This is a genomic window from Croceibacterium atlanticum (assembly GCF_001008165.2).
GTDB classification, from domain to species: Bacteria; Pseudomonadota; Alphaproteobacteria; order Sphingomonadales; family Sphingomonadaceae; genus Croceibacterium_C; species Croceibacterium_C atlanticum.
The window spans coordinates 1782107-1797092 of sequence record NZ_CP011452.2 but is presented as its reverse complement, the minus strand read 5'-3'; the positions used below and the strand labels follow the sequence as shown (position 1 = coordinate 1797092).

The window sequence follows — 14986 nt, the reverse complement described above, 5'->3', positions numbered from 1 at the left end:
CATGGACTTCAATCGCAGGCATTTCCTGGCCGGAACGGCCGCAGCGGCAGGGGTGGCTTCGGTCGCGGCAACGCAGGCCCGGGCGGCCAGTGGCGGCACGGGCACGTATTTCGGCCCGACGGATGGCGTCGCCCTCTTGTCCCGGAACGAAAACCCCTATGGCCCCGCGCCTTCCGCAGTGCAGGCGATCACCGATGCGGCGACCAAAGGGTGCTATTATGCCGATCGGGGCCTTGCCCATCTGACGGACATGATCGCGGAACGCCACGGCGTCAGCCCCCGCCAGGTCGTGCTGGGCAGCGGGTCGACCGAAATCCTTTCTGCCATCGCACTTGCCTGGGGGGAGGACGGCACGATCCTGTGTCCGGGCCTGTTCTGGGATACGACGGTCCAGTATGGTGAACGCCAGGGCGCCAGGGCGGTTCGCGTTCCGCTGAAAGCCGATATGGATATCGATCTGGACGGTATGCTGGCCCGGCTGGATGACAGCGTTTCGCTGGTCCAGGTCTGCAATCCCAACAACCCGACCGGCATGGTGATCGACAATGCGGCCCTGCGCCGCTTCGCCTCGCAAGTCATGCCCAGGGCCACGCTGCTGGTGGATGAAGCCTATAACGAACTGACCAATGTCCCCGAATCCGAAACGCTGATCGATCTGGTGAAGGCCGGGCATGACGTGATCATCTGCCGCACTTTTTCCAAGATCTACGGCATGGCCGGAATGCGCGTTGGCTATGCAATCACGAGCGAGGCGAATGCGGAAAAGATCCGCGGCTATCTGATGAGCTTTGGCGGCAATGTCGGCGGGCTGGCCGGCGCGATCGGTTCCTATAACGACATGGCTTTCCTCGAAAAATCCAAGGCGATGGTGATGGAAGGCCGCGAAATGATCCTCGATGCCGTGAAACGGGCCGGGCTCACGGCGCTGCCTTCGCAGACCAATTTCGTTTATGTGGTGGTGCCCGATGCGGATGCCGTGCAGAAAGCGATGGCAGACCGGAAGATTTCGATCCGCGGCGCCTATGGCCAGTGGACACAATATTCGCGGGTCAGCACGGGCAGGCTGGAGGATGTTGAACGCTATGCCGCAGCCTTGCCGGAAGTCATTGGGGCGCTGAAGGGCTGATATGCCGGGGCGCTCCTCTCTCAAGGAGTGGACGATGCGATCAATCACCCTGACAATCGCAGCCGGCGCGCTGATGGCGAGCCCGGCCGCGGCCGATACGCTGGTCGATATCAGCAGCGAACGGTTCAATCATGAAGTGCCGATTCCGACATTCAAGGCGGATGCGGCATGGCCGAAACTGCCGGAGGACATGATCCTGGGGCAGGCGCCCGGCCTGTCAGTGGCGAATGACGATACGATCTGGGTTCTCACCCGTCCCAACTCGCTCGGTTTCACCGATATCGGACTGGATGCGGAACCGCCGATCGCGGTTGCATGCTGTTCCGCCCCGCCACATGTCCTGCAATTCGACCAGGAGGGCAATCTGCTGCGCGGCTGGGGCGGGCCGGATCTGGCGCCGGGCAGTTCGACCTATGAGGGCGAAGGGCGCGACCGGGTGGAAACGGGTGACGAACAATGGCCGGCCAATGTCCACGGCCTGTTCGTGGACGATGCCGGAACCGTCTGGCTGGGCGGCAATGGCGATGGCGATCATGTCGTACTGAATTTCACCGCAGATGGCGAATTCATCCGCCAGTTCGGGCGGCGCGGCTCCACCGATGGGAACATGTCCCGGCAATATCTCGGCAACCCCGCCGATATCAGCCATGACGGCAACAGCGTGCTGGTGGCTGATGGCTATATCAACAAGCGCATCATCGAGATCGGCAGCGACGATCTGGCCTTTGAACATCTCTGGGGCGCCTATGGCGAAGATCCCGATGCCTCCACGCGGGAAGGCGCCTTCGATCAGAGCCAGGCGACCAGCACTGGCGATGGCGGGCCGGATCCTTCCAGCCGCAGCTTCGGCGATATCGTGCATTGCGTGGTCCGCGGGCCGGAGGACACGATCTATGTTTGCGACCGGCGAAACAACCGGCTGCAATTATTCCGCGAAACGGCCGATGGGGTGGAATTCCTGCAGGATATCGTGATCGCGCCGGAAACGGGCGGCACCCGCACGGCGAGCGACGTGGCCTTCAGCCCGGACAACAAATATGTCTATGTCGCCGATATGATGAACGGCCGGGTGTGGATCCTGCTGCGTGAAAATCACGAAATACTCGGATCCTTCGGCAAGAATGGCCGCTATCCGGGGCAGTTCATCTGGCTGCACAGCGTCGATGTGGACAGCCACGGCAATGTCTATACGACCGAGGTGAACACCGGGCGGCGCGTGCAGCGTTTCGTCTTCACCGGGATGGAGGAATAGGGCTGCCAGAACCGCATCGGGCCTGACGCCGGGGGCTTGCATGGTGCAATTCCCCGGTTCGATGCCTTGCTGGGGCAGCGCCACTTTCATCGGCGCTCAGTCGCGCAGGAAGATCTCTTCTATGGTCAGGCCGAAGACATCGGCGATGCGGAAGGCCAGGGGCAGGGAAGGATCATATTTGCCTGTCTCGATGGCATTCACGCTCTGGCGCGATACTTCGAGCCGGTCGGCAAGCGCCTGCTGGCTCCATCCCCGCTCGGCACGCAGGACGCGAAGGCGGTTCTTCACCAGCACCACCCTGCGCTGCCCACGGTCAGCTTGTTGAATCCGGCCCCCAGGCCGAGACCGAAGAACCACAATATGGCCACGTAATAGAGCGCTACATCCGGCACGAGGCCGAATTCCTGGAGAAAGCCCCAGATGCTGGCGACGGACAGGGCGAATGCGGTTGCGAACAGCGACTGGCGGACCAGCAGCATTCGCAGGAATTCATCCTTCTGTTCGATGATGAACATGCCGACCGCATAAAAGGCGCCGACCAGCGAAAGGCCCGGTAGCAGCGCCAGAAGCCAGAGCAGCGGGCCGGACACCAGCTCGTTATTGACCAGATATGCGCCGCCGATCAGCGTCACCATATAGGCCGCCATCGAGATGGACAGGCGCCGCATATATCGGCGCGATTCCGGGGTGGAGGGCATGGCCATGATTCAGGCGTCCTTCCGCAGCAGCGTGCAGCACTTGTTCCCCGAGATGGACAGGACGGCGAATATGGGGATCAGTATGATCAGCGTGCGCGTCATATCTTCCGACAAGGCGCCTGCATCGCCCGCCCAGCTGACGGTGAGCATGGCCACCGCCCATCCGATTGCCTTGAGAATTTTCTCCATCAGTCAAGCTCCCTTGCTATGATGTAAAGGAGACTAGACATGTCGAAGCATTTGGTCAAGTGTCATTGACATAATGACGCGTGCCCTTGACGAAGGTCCTGTGAAATCCGCCCACTTTCCCGAAAGTAGAAACAAGAAGCCCGCCCGTGCGGGGACACGGGCGGGCGGGAGGCAAGCGGCGCCCTCGCGCCGCCGGAGTAGCCGGTCAGAATGTCTTCTTCAGCCCCACGCGGATCTGGCGCGGTTCCACGATGCGGCTGTTGCGCCCCTCGATCCCTTCTGGCGGTTCGCCGGGAAGCCGGGTGGCGTAAAAATAATCGATATCGTCGCCTTCGGAATCGAGCGCGTTGAGCAATTCCGCATAGATCTGAAAGCCGTAGAGATCCTGCGGTGTCCAGGCAGCGCGGAGATTGACCAGCGTGGTGGACGAACCTCGCACCGAATTATCCTCGATCAGGGCGTGGGGGCCAAGATAGCGGACCCGCATCGCGGCGTTGAATTCGGGGAAGATCGCCGAAACGCCCAGTTCGCCCGCACTTTCCAGCGCTCCCGGGATATAATCCTCGCCATCGGGCAGACCGGAATAGCGGGCGGTGGAGCCGGTCCACACGCCGTCGAAGGCCAGCCAGTCATTCGGTTTCCAGAATGCGGTCAGCTCATAGCCATGGCGCTTGCCCGGATCGCTCGGTTCCACGGCGCCGGAATCTCCGACATAGATCAGTTCGCTCTCGATCGAGCTCCACCAATAGACGCCCGTCAGGATCAGCCCGCCGCGTTCGATACGGGCGCCGACTTCCTCGAAATCGCCTTCGACCAGGCCGGGGGCGGGATCGTCTGGATTGGTGACGCCGCGCGCATCGTTGGAATGGAAGCCTTCGCCATAATTGGCATAGAGCGCGATGCCCGGCACGACTTCGTAATTCACCCCGATCTTGGGGGCGAAACTATCGTCCTTGACCGTTCCGCTCCAACTGCTTGGCCCGGCGAGAGCTTCGCTTTCGAAACGATACCAGTCATTGCGCACACCGCCGATCACCATCAGCCGGTCGACCGGTTCCCAGATCGCTTCGGCATAGAGGCCTAGCGAACTCTCATCGACCTTAAACGCCCCGACAGTGGAGAGAAATTCGCCTTCCTTCGTGTGGTCGAGGCCCACCGGATCGATATTGTCGACCCGCGCCTCCGCCCCGGTGCGGATTGAAATGCGATCGCTCAGCGCGAAACTGCGCTCCACCCGTCCGCCATAGGACCATTGCTCCTCATACTGGCGCAACTGGTCGCCATTGACCGGGTCTTCCAGGAAGAAGGTGAAATTGCTCAGCAGGCTCCAGTCGTAATGCTGCAGCCAGCCAGTGATCTTCCAGTCATCCGACAGGTAATTGGCCGTGAAAACCTGCCGTTTCGTGCTGCCGCGCAATGTCGGGTCCAGCGTCCCATATCGGTCTTCCACCAGGGTTCCCACGGCGCGTTCGGGTATCTGTTCGGTCGGGGCCCAGCTGGCGTCATAGATGTTGAGCGACAGCTTGAGATCGCCATCGCCCAGCCGTGTCGAATATTTGGCGAAACCGGAATAGCCTTCGAAATCTTCCGGCAATTGCCAGGGCCCGTCATTGAACTTGGCCTGGCCGACCAGCAGCAGGTCGCCGCCGCCAATTTTGGCGGAGCCGCCGCCGACATAACGGCGATATCCATAGGATCCGACCTCCGCCAGAACGAAGGGATCGAGCCGGTCCTGCGTGGTTATGAAGCTGGAGCCGACGAAGCTGAAATCGCCGGTATCCGCCCGATAGGGGCCTTTGCGATAATCCACGCGGCGCACGGTTTCGGGGATCAGCCCGTTAACGTCCAGATAGCCCTGGCCGTGGCCATGGGTCCGGAAATTCATCGGCATGTCGTCGATATAGGCCGCGAAATCAGTCCCGTGATCGAGGTTGAAACCGCGCAGGAAATACTGGTTGGCCTTGCCCCCGCCGGAATGCTGGGTGGCGATCAGGCCGGGCGTCGCTTCCAGCAATTCACCGGGGCGGAGCAGGGGGCGCACTTCCAGATCGGCGCCTGCCACGCCGCCTTCGCTGGCGGCAATGGCTTCGCCGATCCGCTTCTCACCGCGGCCATAGACATAGATGAATGTGTCTTCGGCCAATCCATCCGCTGTGGATTCGCTCTGCCCATCCCGGGCCGCTTCGGCTGTTTCACTGGCGGGGTTGGCCATCGCCGCTCCATGGCTCGCCAACAGTGCCATTGCGCCAACCGTACCGCACAAACGCTTGTTCAAAATCCCGTCCCGTCTCAATTTTCAAACTGACACATTCAGGTCTGCAGAGGCCCCATGGCTATTGAAAGTTAATTACGGTAATCGCCCGTTACACGGACGTTACATCGGAGTTTGCGGGATGCCGTTGGGGATCGGATGGGGAAAGCAGGCAGCGCGAGGCGCGGGGGCGGACGCTTTCGCCGCCGAGGTTGAGCGCTTGCGCCTTGCCGCCGTTCCGGGCGAGAGCGGCCGCCTGCGGGAATTGTTCGATTTCCTGGCCGATCGGGGCCCTGATGCCGAATCTGCATCGCAGGCGGAAATGGCGGAGCGGGTTTTCGGCCAGGCCGATACCGAAGGGGATGATGCAACGGTCCGCGTCTATATCCACCGCCTGCGCAAACGGCTGGACGATTTCTACACCGGGGAGGGCGGTGATAGGGGAAAACCGCGGCTGGTATTGCCCGCAGGAACCTACGCCCTGCGTCTGCAGGACAGCATTGCCGCCGGGGCCTGCGATGAAGATACGCCGGAGACCGTCCCGGTGCGCCGTGGCAGACGATATCTGCCGATGGCTCTCGGCCTTGCCGTCCTGTTGCTGGCGGGCGGTTTCATGCTGGGCCGTTTCGCCTCCGCAGGATCGAGCGCACCGCCGGCCAACGAGCTGTGGCAGCCCTTCCTGAAATCGCAGCGGCCGACCCTGATCGTGCTGGGCGATTATTACATTTATGGCGAGATTGACCCCGTCAGGCCGGAAGAGGGCCGCCTGATCCGGGACTTCCGGGTTAATTCGCCGACGGACCTTGTCCGGATGCAGGATGCGGACCCCGAGCATTTCGGCAATGCGGAAGATGTCGGGCTGAATTACCTGCCTTTTTCATCGGCTTACGGGATGCAGAACGTAATCCCGATCCTGACCCGGGGAAACCGGCAGATCAGCATATTGCCGGCTTCGGAACTGCAGCCGGACATGCTGAATTATTTCGATGTGATCTATATCGGCCTGTTCAGCGGGATGCATCTGCTGGAGGATGTGAATTTCATGAATTCCAACTTTCAGCTCGGCGAAAGCTATGACGAGCTGATCCACGTCGAATCCGGCAAGAACTATGTCAGCGAGGAGGCGCGCCGCCTCGCCTCACCCGTCTATTATCGCGATTATGGCTATGTCGCGCGCTTTCGTGCGCCAAGCGGGGCATTGGTGGCAATCATCGCCGGTGCACGCGATACCGGCTTGCGCGGCATCGCCCCCCTCGCGGCCGCTCCGGCACTGGCGCCGGAACTGGAAGAGCCTGCGGCAAAGGGCGCCGATTTCGAAGCCGTCTACCAGATCACGGGCCAGCAGGGCGCGGATCTTTCCGAAAGGCTGGTAAGCGTGCAGCAGCGCCCCTGAAACCGTACCGGAGCCGGCCCGAAACAGGGGCGCGTTATATAGCGTGCGCGTTATCTTGCGATTCACCTTCGCCCCCCTACATTAAGCAGGGAAAGGTAGGACTTTTGGATGAGCGATAATCGCGAGCCGGAAAACGGCGGCAATCCCTGGATGAAGAGCCTGATGGTGTGGGGTGGTATTTTCATCGCCCTGCTGCTTGTCGTGTCGATGTTCAGCAGCCCGCGCGAAGCGGCCGGCACGCAGCTGCGCTATTCGGACTTCCGGGAAAAAATTGCCGAAGGCAGCGTGCAGGAAGTGCAGATCGGGCAGGAACGGATAACCGGCCAGCTCAAGAACGGATCCGCCTTCTCCACCATTCCCGTCGCCAATGACACCGATCTGACGCGCCTTCTGGAAGAGAATGGCGTGCAATATTCGGGTGAGGCGCCGGAACAGCAGAGCGTGTTGCTGTTCATCCTGATCCAGTCCCTGCCGTTCCTGCTGATCCTGGGCGTGGCTTTCTTCGCCCTGCGGCAAGTGCAGAAGGGCGGCGGATCCGGCGCGATGGGCTTCGGCAAGTCCAAGGCCAAGCTGCTGACCGAAAAGCAGGGCCGTGTCACTTTCGACGATGTCGCGGGCATCGACGAAGCGCGCGAGGAATTGCAGGAGATCGTGGAGTTCCTGAAGGATCCGCAGCGTTTCTCCAAGCTCGGCGGTCAGATTCCCAAGGGTGCGCTGCTGGTCGGTTCGCCCGGTACGGGCAAGACCTTGCTCGCCCGCGCCATTGCGGGTGAAGCGCGTGTTCCCTTCTTCACCATTTCCGGTTCGGACTTCGTGGAAATGTTCGTCGGCGTCGGCGCCAGCCGTGTGCGCGACATGTTCGAACAGGCCAAGAAGAACGCGCCCTGCATCGTCTTCATCGACGAAATCGACGCGGTGGGCCGCCATCGCGGCCACGGCCTCGGCAATTCCAATGACGAGCGCGAACAGACGCTGAACCAGCTTCTGGTCGAAATGGATGGTTTCGAGGCGAATGAAGGCATCATCATCATCGCTGCGACCAACCGCCCCGACGTGCTCGACCCGGCATTGCTGCGTCCGGGCCGTTTCGACCGGCAGGTGGTCGTGCCCGTGCCCGATATTGACGGGCGTGAGAAGATCCTGGCCGTGCACATGAAGAAGGTGCCGCTGGCGCCTGACGTGAACCCGCGTGTCATTGCGCGCGGCACGCCGGGCTTTTCCGGCGCGGACCTTGCCAATCTGGTGAACGAGGCCGCCCTTCTGGCTGCCCGCCGCAACAAGCGGCTGGTCGCCATGCAGGAGTTCGAGGACGCCAAGGACAAGGTCATGATGGGCTCTGAACGCAAGAGCATGGTCATGACCGATGACGAGAAGAAGATGACCGCCTATCACGAGGCGGGTCATGCGATCGTGGCCGTGCATGAACCGGCTTCCGATCCGATCCACAAGGCCACCATCATCCCGCGCGGCCGTGCGCTGGGCATGGTGATGCGCCTGCCGGAACGCGACAATTATTCGTACCACCGCGACAAGATGCATGCGAACCTTGCGGTCAGCATGGGTGGCCGCGTGGCGGAAGAGATCATCTTCGGGCACGACAAGGTGTCGAGCGGTGCATCTTCCGACATTCAATATGCCACCGATCTGGCGCGCAACATGGTCACCAAATGGGGCATGTCCGACAAGCTCGGCCCGCTGCAATACGAACAGTCGCAGGAAGGCTATCTTGGCATGGGCGGGTCCCAGCGGACCATGGCGAGCGATGAAACCAACAAGATGATCGACGCTGAAATCCGCGATTTGGTGGAAAGCTCCCACCGCAAGGCGACCCAGATCCTGACCGAGAACAAGGAAGAACTGCACCTGCTGGCGCAGGCCATGCTGGAATATGAAACGCTGACCGGCGAAGAGATCAAGAAGCTGCTGGAAGACGGCAAGATTGACCGCCCGAACGAACCGCGCGGCCCGGTTGCAGTGCAGCCGGTTCATGGATCGGCCATCCCCAAGGCGGGCAAGCGCTTTGGCGGGCAGGGCGGGGCGGCACCGCAAGGCGCCTGACCCGCGGTTCAGCCAATCCGGCTAAAGAAAGAAAAGGCCGCCTGGTTCAGCCCGGGCGGCCTTCTTCGTTTCTGCTGCCTTTCTTGGCGGTTTGGGGCGGGAGCTTACCCCATCGCCCCCAACAGCAGCAGCAGGTTCACGAACAGGCTGATGATCACGAAAATGAAGAAGACGAGCACGATCGTGCGCCACACTGCGGAAAAGCGGGACAAGCCATAGGCGCCCTTCAACTGGCGATAGATATGCCAGATCGGAATGGAACTGCCCGCCAGCGCCACCCACATGCTGCCAAGGCCGAGCGTGGCCAGAATCGTCAGCGTGACATAGAACAATGTCATGAAGCTGAGCGAATAGGTCACGAAGACGGCGTGATCATAGGCGCCAAAACCGCGTTTCCATGCGAAGATCAGCCACAGGAACGGGATGGATAGCGGGATCAGAAGCCAGGAGAACTTGTAGCTGTTGGCCTGCAATTTGTAGAGCATCAGCGCCGGATTCTTCTCCCACTTTTCTATCCCGTGATCGAGAAAGGGGGAGCCTGTGCGGATCGAGCGCAGCCTGATCCCGTCGCCGTCCTCTCCGCCGACCAGATAGCGTTCGCCAACATTCGAAACCTGATCGAGCCCGTCGAGCTGGCTCTGAAGCGCCGCGCGTTCGGGCGCGTCTGCGGGCAGGCTTTCCAGCTCCTCCTTCAAACTTTCGCGGGTTGCGGCAATTTCCTGTTTCCCATTTTCCAGCTCCGCGCCCTCCAGGGCGATTTCCGCCGTGGCCCCTTCCAGTTCCGTTGGCGTGCCGATCCCGGCGATCTGAAATATCGCGAACATCAGGAACACGGAGAAAAGGAACAGCGCCATCGGCGAAACGAAGCGCGCCCGTTCCCCCTGGATATAGCGGCGCGTCAATTGCCCCGGCTTCGTGACGAGAAGCGGCAATGTGTGCCAGGTCTTGCCTTCGAAATGCAGCGCGCCGTGCAGCAGGTCGTGCAGGAAGGCGCCCATTGATCGATGGATATGCGCGCTCTGCCCGCAATGATGGCAGTAATGGCCCACCCGCTGGGTGCCGCAATTCAGGCAGGTGCCTGAATAATCGCCTTCATCCGCAGCTTCCCCAGCCCTGGGTTCCACCGCGCGAGCGAACAGGCCCCCTTCGAACATTGTGCCGATTGAATCGAATATGCTCATCCTGCCCCCGATCGCCGGGCACCTTATCGTGCAGTGCAGCGAAGCTGCAAGCGCGCACTGCCTATTGACCGTTGGCGTTGAGCTTGCGCTCTATTGCTGTCCATAATTGGGCGAAGTTGCGCGCGGCGGGCGATTGCGGGGAGAACGCGCCCACGGGTTGCCGGCGGACTGCGCATTGTTCCACCACGCTGGCCTGCGGAATGGCCGGCCAGCCGGGGTTCTCCTCCCGCGCGAGCCGGTGGAGCGTCCGCCTGCGGTCGAGCATGGAGATGACCGGCAGGATCGGCGGATGCGTTTTGGCATGGCGGGTGATCTCCTTCACCACCACTTCGAAAGCGCGGCTGGACAGGGGCGAGGGCGGCAGCGGCACGATGATGCAATCCGCCGCACGCACCACCTGGGCGCTGATTTCATTCAGCACTGGCGGGCAGTCCAGTATGATCCTGCCGTAACGCCCGGAAAGGCTTTCTGTCAGTTTCATCAGGCGCTTGCGCTTGCCAATCCGCGACAGCAGCGAATCCAGATCCCGCAGGCTGTCATCGGCGGGGAGCAGGTCCAACCGGGGGAACCCCGTCTTGCGGACGAGCTTTCCAGGCTCTGCATCCCGAGAAAACACGCTTTGCGCGCTGGCCTTCTTCCCGGGGTCCACACCCAGCAGAAAGCCCGCGCCGCCAGAGGCATCGAGATCCCAGAGCAACGTCTTGCGGCAGGATATGATGGCAGAGCACCAGGCGAGATTGGTGGAGATCGTGGTTTTGCCCACGCCGCCCTTCACGCTGTACACTGCGATGACCGCCATGGAACGCCCGCACCTCCGATGCTGAAACTGCCGCAAGCGGTGCTGCACTTCCACGGTGAATTCCAGCGCGTCCCCCGCTGGGCCATTCGGCGGATATGGTTCGATCCGGGCGGGAAGGGCCGCCCGACGCGCAAACGAAAAGGGCCGCACCTTGCGGTGCAGCCCCTTGCAAAGCCGTGTTACGGCAAGATGTCAGCCGTCGTAATCGCCGCCGATCGAAGTGGATCGGGCCGGTGCAGCGGCGGAAAGCCGCATCGCTTCGGCCGACTGGCTCAGCGAGCCGACTTCATCCGCTTCATCTTCTTCATCGGGCAGGACGCGCTGCAGCGACTGGACGACGCTTTCATGCAGGTTCTTCGGCTTCACCGTCTGTTCCGCGATTTCGCGCAGGGCGACGACGGGGTTCTTGTCCCGGTCACGGTCGACGGTCAGTTCGGCACCGCCGGAAATCTCGCGCGCACGCTGCGCGGCCAGCAGGACGAGATCGAAACGGTTGGGAACCTTGTCGATGCAATCTTCGACGGTAACGCGCGCCATTGGGCACTCCGTAGTAAGCGGGTTGTCCGGAAAGGCAGGCACATAGGCGCAGGCGCCCGTCACGTCAAGGTTTCGCCCGGAAACAGACGTGATAGGGAAACGGAATGACCGAACCGGCCGAATTGCGCGATGATGCTTTGCCGCCAATGGCCGATTATCGCGATCCCGCCCCGTTCTTCCATCATTCGCACGGCGTGGATCTGGGTTTCTATCCGGCCGGGCACGACCGGTTGCACATATTGCTGCAATTGATCGGCGAAGCGCGGCAATCGCTGAAACTGGCCTTCTATATCTTCGCCATGGACGAGGCAGGGCGGAAACTGCGCGATGCACTGGCACAGGCGGCAGAGCGCGGGGTGTCGGTGACACTGATTCTCGATGACTTCGGATCGGATGCGCATGACGGTTTCTTCGCCCCGCTGATCCAGGCCGGGGGGCGGGTGCAGCGTTTCGGCCGCCGCTGGAACGCGCGTTACCTGATCCGCAACCACCAGAAGCTGGTCATTGTCGATGGGGAGCGGGCGATGATCGGCGGGTTCAACATCACCAACGCCTATTTCGATCCGCCGCAGGTCAATGGCTGGAACGATCTGGGCGTAACCATTCGGGGCGGGGCGGTGGTGCACGAACTGGCTGATTGGTTCGCCCTGTTGCAGCAATGGACTGCGGGGAAAAAGATCAGCGTGCGCCGCGTGCGCCGGCAGGCCCGCGGCTGGGGCGACGGATGCGGGCCCGTGCGCTGGCTGGTCGGCGGGCCGTCCGAACGGTTGAGCCCCTGGGCACGCTGCGTGATCGACGAGATCGGGAAAGCCAGGCGGCTGGACATGATGATGGCTTACTTCTCGCCGCGTCGGGGGCTTGTCCGCCGCATTGGCGCGGTGGCCCGGCGCGGCGCGGCGCGGTTGCTGCTGGCTGCAAAGTCCGACAATCAGGCAACCATCGGCGCATCGCGCGCGCTTTATACGAAGCTGATGCGCGACGGGGTTTCGATCCACGAATTCGAACCGTGCAAATTGCACACCAAGCTGATCGTGATCGACGATGCCGTTTATCTGGGGTCCGCCAATTTCGACATGCGCAGCCTCTATCTCAATCTGGAACTGATGCTGCGGGTGGAGGATGCGCAGCTGGCGGAGAAAATGCGCCAGTTCATCGCCGATCACTTGCCCTATTCCACCCGGATCACGCCGCAGCTGCATTCCCGCCGAAAGACTCTCGCCAACCGGATCCGCTGGACGCTGAGCTGGTTCCTGGTGACAGTGGTTGATTACACGGTAACGCGGCGGCTCAATCTCGGGTTGAAGGCGCCGGCCAGCCCGCCTGCGGATCAGGGCGGGGCGTGAATGAGAGACGGAGAGCTTCCATGCGAAGAGGATTGACCCTGCTGGTGCCCGCGATGGCGCTGGCCGCCTGTTCGGGCGAGCCGGCAGAACCGGCGCCGGAGGCAGTGCCTGAAACCGCCGCAGCCGCCAATGTGCCAAGCTTTGGCGTAGCCGGCGTGCTGACTGAAGAGGATATTGCGGGCGCCGAACTGGGCGGCGAACTCGGTTGCAGTTTCACCGAAGCCGGGGCGGATGGCCCGGCGCTGGTTGCCATGGGCTGGGTCGGCGCAAATCGCAGTTCGCAGGGTGTGCTCAAGCTGGATGGCGAGACGGTGGGCGTGCGCTCACGCGAGGCGAGTGGCTTCGGCGGCATGATCGAAGGCGCCGAATTCCTCGGCGGCGACCTGGTGGTGAATGTGATGCAGATTTCCGAAGAGGACACCGATCCGGGCGAAGCCAGCACTTACCCCGCCGAACTGGAAATCATGCGCGCCAGCAATGGCGAGATGTCGGTAGCCGCTGGCGAATGGACCTGCGGGCCTTAAAGTGGCGCGCGCCGGGGGAGAACGCCCTCAATCGTAATCGCCGCCATAATCCCCTTCGGCGAGGTCGGAGAAGCGGGTGATGCGGGCTTCGAAGCGCAGGCGGACGCGGCCGGTTGAGCCGTGGCGCTGCTTGGCCACGATCAGTTCGGCCAGGCCGAAAACGCGCTCCATCTCCTGCCGCCAGGCATCATAGGCTTCCTGCGCCTTCACATCGGCATCGCCGGCGGGCAGTTTCGGTTCGCGCAGGCCGACATAATAATCTTCGCGATAGACGAACCAGACCATGTCGGCGTCCTGTTCGATAGAGCCGGATTCGCGAAGGTCGGACAGCATCGGTTTCTTGTCGTCGCGCTGTTCCACCGCGCGGGATAGCTGGGACAGGGCGATCACCGGAACGCCCAGTTCCTTGGCCAGTGTCTTCAGGCCGCGGCTGATTTCGGAAATCTCGTTCACGCGGTTGTCCGTCGCGCGGCCGCTGCCCTGGAGCAATTGCAGGTAGTCGACCACGATCAGCCCGATATCGTGCCGCCGTTTCAGCCGCCGCGCGCGGTTGCGCAAGGCACCGATGGTCAGCGCCGGCGTATCGTCGATGAACAGGGGCAGTTCCGCCAGCCGCTGGCTGGCATAGGAAAGCTTCTGGAAATCGTCCCGGCTGATCTTGCCCATGCGCAGAGCTTCGCTGGAAATTTCCGCCTGTTCGGCCAGGATACGCGTGGCCAGCTGATCGCTCGACATTTCGAGGCTGAAGAAGGCCACCGGCGCGCCGATCGATTTCTCGATCCCGTCCTGCTGATCGCGCAGATAGCGGTCAGCACAATTGAAGGCGATATTGGTGGCGAGCGAGGTCTTGCCCATGCCCGGACGCCCGGCGAGGATGATAAGGTCGGAATCGTGCAGGCCGCCGACCTTCTCGTTCACGGAAGTAAGCCCGGTGGTCTTGCCTGAAACATGGCCGCCCGAATTGATCGCCATTTCGATCAGTTCCAGCGCCTTGCCCGTGGCGCCGCGGAAACTGTCCGCCTCGTTCACGCTGGAGGCGCCTTCGGCCACGCGGTACAGCGCGGCCTCGGCATTTTCGATCCGCTTGAGCGGTTCGACCTCGTCCGAAGTATCCAGCGCGCCTTCCACCAGTTCCCGCCCGACGGAAACCAGTTCACGCAGCAGGGCAAGGTCATAGATCTGCTGGGCCAGTTCACGCGGGGCCAGCAGGCCCTGCCCATCGGCCGTCAATTGCGCCAGATAGGCGGTGCCGCCCATCTCCGCCATCGCTTCATCCCCTTCGAAATAGGGTTTCAGCGTGACCGGAGTGACGACCATCTGCTTGTCGAGCTGGACCGTGATCCGTTCGAATATGCGGGCATGGATCGGGGCGAAGAAATGATCGGGCCGCAACGGAACGGCCAGTTCTTCCAGCAGGCGATTGTCGATCAGGACCGCACCCAGAAAGGCGGCTTCCGCTTCCAGATTGGTGGGCAGGGCGCGGCCTGCGCCGCCTTCTTCGCTGGCATTGGCGGGGGCGGAACGGGTCAGCAGGTCTTGTTCAGGCATCGCTCTTTGATGCGCCCACTCGAGTCCCGCCGCAAGTGCCACACGGCCTGGCGGGGCTGTGGATAGCGGGGATGATCTCTTTCGCGT

Annotated in this window: 14 protein-coding genes; 6 read left to right on the top strand and 8 right to left on the bottom strand. The window is 62.1% G+C overall.

Features of this window, described 5'->3' with window-relative positions; all coding sequences use genetic code 11:
* Position 1 precedes the first annotated feature (1 nt).
* Both WYH_RS08560 and WYH_RS08555 read left to right on the top strand, forming a co-directional pair.
* Positions 2-1126 (top strand): pyridoxal phosphate-dependent aminotransferase, encoded by a 1125-nt coding sequence (locus WYH_RS08560; protein ID WP_046903507.1) that lies wholly within the window; start codon positions 2-4, stop codon positions 1124-1126.
* A 34-nt stretch (positions 1127-1160) separates the two neighbouring features.
* Entirely contained in the window at positions 1161-2378 is a 1218-nt protein-coding gene (locus WYH_RS08555; RefSeq protein ID WP_046903506.1) for an NHL repeat-containing protein, read from the top strand.
* A gap of 96 nt (positions 2379-2474) precedes the next feature.
* Here the strand turns inward: WYH_RS08555 and WYH_RS08550 are convergent, their stop codons facing one another.
* The 4 genes from WYH_RS08550 to WYH_RS08535 form a co-directional block, all read right to left on the bottom strand.
* Positions 2475-2666 (bottom strand): helix-turn-helix transcriptional regulator, encoded by a 192-nt coding sequence (locus tag WYH_RS08550; RefSeq protein WP_046904975.1) that lies wholly within the window; start codon positions 2664-2666, stop codon positions 2475-2477.
* The gene (locus WYH_RS08545; RefSeq protein WP_046903505.1) at positions 2663-3082 is read right to left on the bottom strand and encodes a hypothetical protein; all 420 of its coding nucleotides are present in this window, start codon (positions 3080-3082) and stop codon (positions 2663-2665) included. The genes WYH_RS08550 and WYH_RS08545 overlap by 4 nt, the downstream gene beginning before the upstream one ends.
* A 3-nt stretch (positions 3083-3085) precedes the next feature.
* Positions 3086-3265, bottom strand: a complete 180-nt coding sequence (locus WYH_RS08540) for a hypothetical protein (RefSeq protein ID WP_046903504.1) — start codon at positions 3263-3265, stop codon at positions 3086-3088.
* A gap of 205 nt (positions 3266-3470) precedes the next feature.
* Positions 3471-5477 (bottom strand): TonB-dependent receptor, encoded by a 2007-nt coding sequence (locus tag WYH_RS08535; protein WP_053833470.1) that lies wholly within the window; start codon positions 5475-5477, stop codon positions 3471-3473.
* 181 nt (positions 5478-5658) lie between these two features.
* On the opposite strand from WYH_RS08535, the gene WYH_RS08530 reads away from it, so the two are divergent.
* Positions 5659-6909 (top strand): helix-turn-helix domain-containing protein, encoded by a 1251-nt coding sequence (locus tag WYH_RS08530; protein ID WP_053833469.1) that lies wholly within the window; start codon positions 5659-5661, stop codon positions 6907-6909.
* Between the two features lie 108 nt (positions 6910-7017).
* Positions 7018-8967, top strand: coding sequence for an ATP-dependent zinc metalloprotease FtsH (gene ftsH / locus WYH_RS08525; RefSeq protein ID WP_046903501.1), 1950 nt, complete (start codon positions 7018-7020; stop codon positions 8965-8967).
* A gap of 104 nt (positions 8968-9071) precedes the next feature.
* On the opposite strand, the gene WYH_RS08520 is transcribed toward ftsH, so the two are convergent.
* From WYH_RS08520 to rpoZ, 3 genes are all read right to left on the bottom strand, one after another.
* Complete coding sequence (locus tag WYH_RS08520; protein WP_046903500.1) at positions 9072-10148, bottom strand: DUF3667 domain-containing protein; 1077 nt, start codon at positions 10146-10148, stop codon at positions 9072-9074.
* Between the two features lie 61 nt (positions 10149-10209).
* Entirely contained in the window at positions 10210-10947 is a 738-nt protein-coding gene (locus WYH_RS08515; RefSeq protein ID WP_046904974.1) for a ParA family protein, read from the bottom strand.
* A gap of 192 nt (positions 10948-11139) precedes the next feature.
* Positions 11140-11484, bottom strand: a complete 345-nt coding sequence (rpoZ, locus tag WYH_RS08510; protein ID WP_046903499.1) for a DNA-directed RNA polymerase subunit omega — start codon at positions 11482-11484, stop codon at positions 11140-11142.
* Positions 11485-11588: 104 nt separating this feature from the next.
* On the opposite strand from rpoZ, the gene WYH_RS08505 reads away from it, so the two are divergent.
* Complete coding sequence (locus tag WYH_RS08505) at positions 11589-12827, top strand: phospholipase D-like domain-containing protein (protein ID WP_235979033.1); 1239 nt, start codon at positions 11589-11591, stop codon at positions 12825-12827.
* Positions 12828-12847: 20 nt separating this feature from the next.
* Positions 12848-13351: a hypothetical protein gene (locus WYH_RS08500; protein ID WP_156320099.1), complete on the top strand. Its 504-nt coding sequence runs from the start codon at positions 12848-12850 to the stop codon at positions 13349-13351.
* A 27-nt stretch (positions 13352-13378) separates the two neighbouring features.
* On the opposite strand, the gene WYH_RS08495 is transcribed toward WYH_RS08500, so the two are convergent.
* Positions 13379-14899 (bottom strand): replicative DNA helicase, encoded by a 1521-nt coding sequence (locus tag WYH_RS08495; protein ID WP_082347916.1) that lies wholly within the window; start codon positions 14897-14899, stop codon positions 13379-13381.
* Positions 14900-14986: the final 87 nt, after the last annotated feature.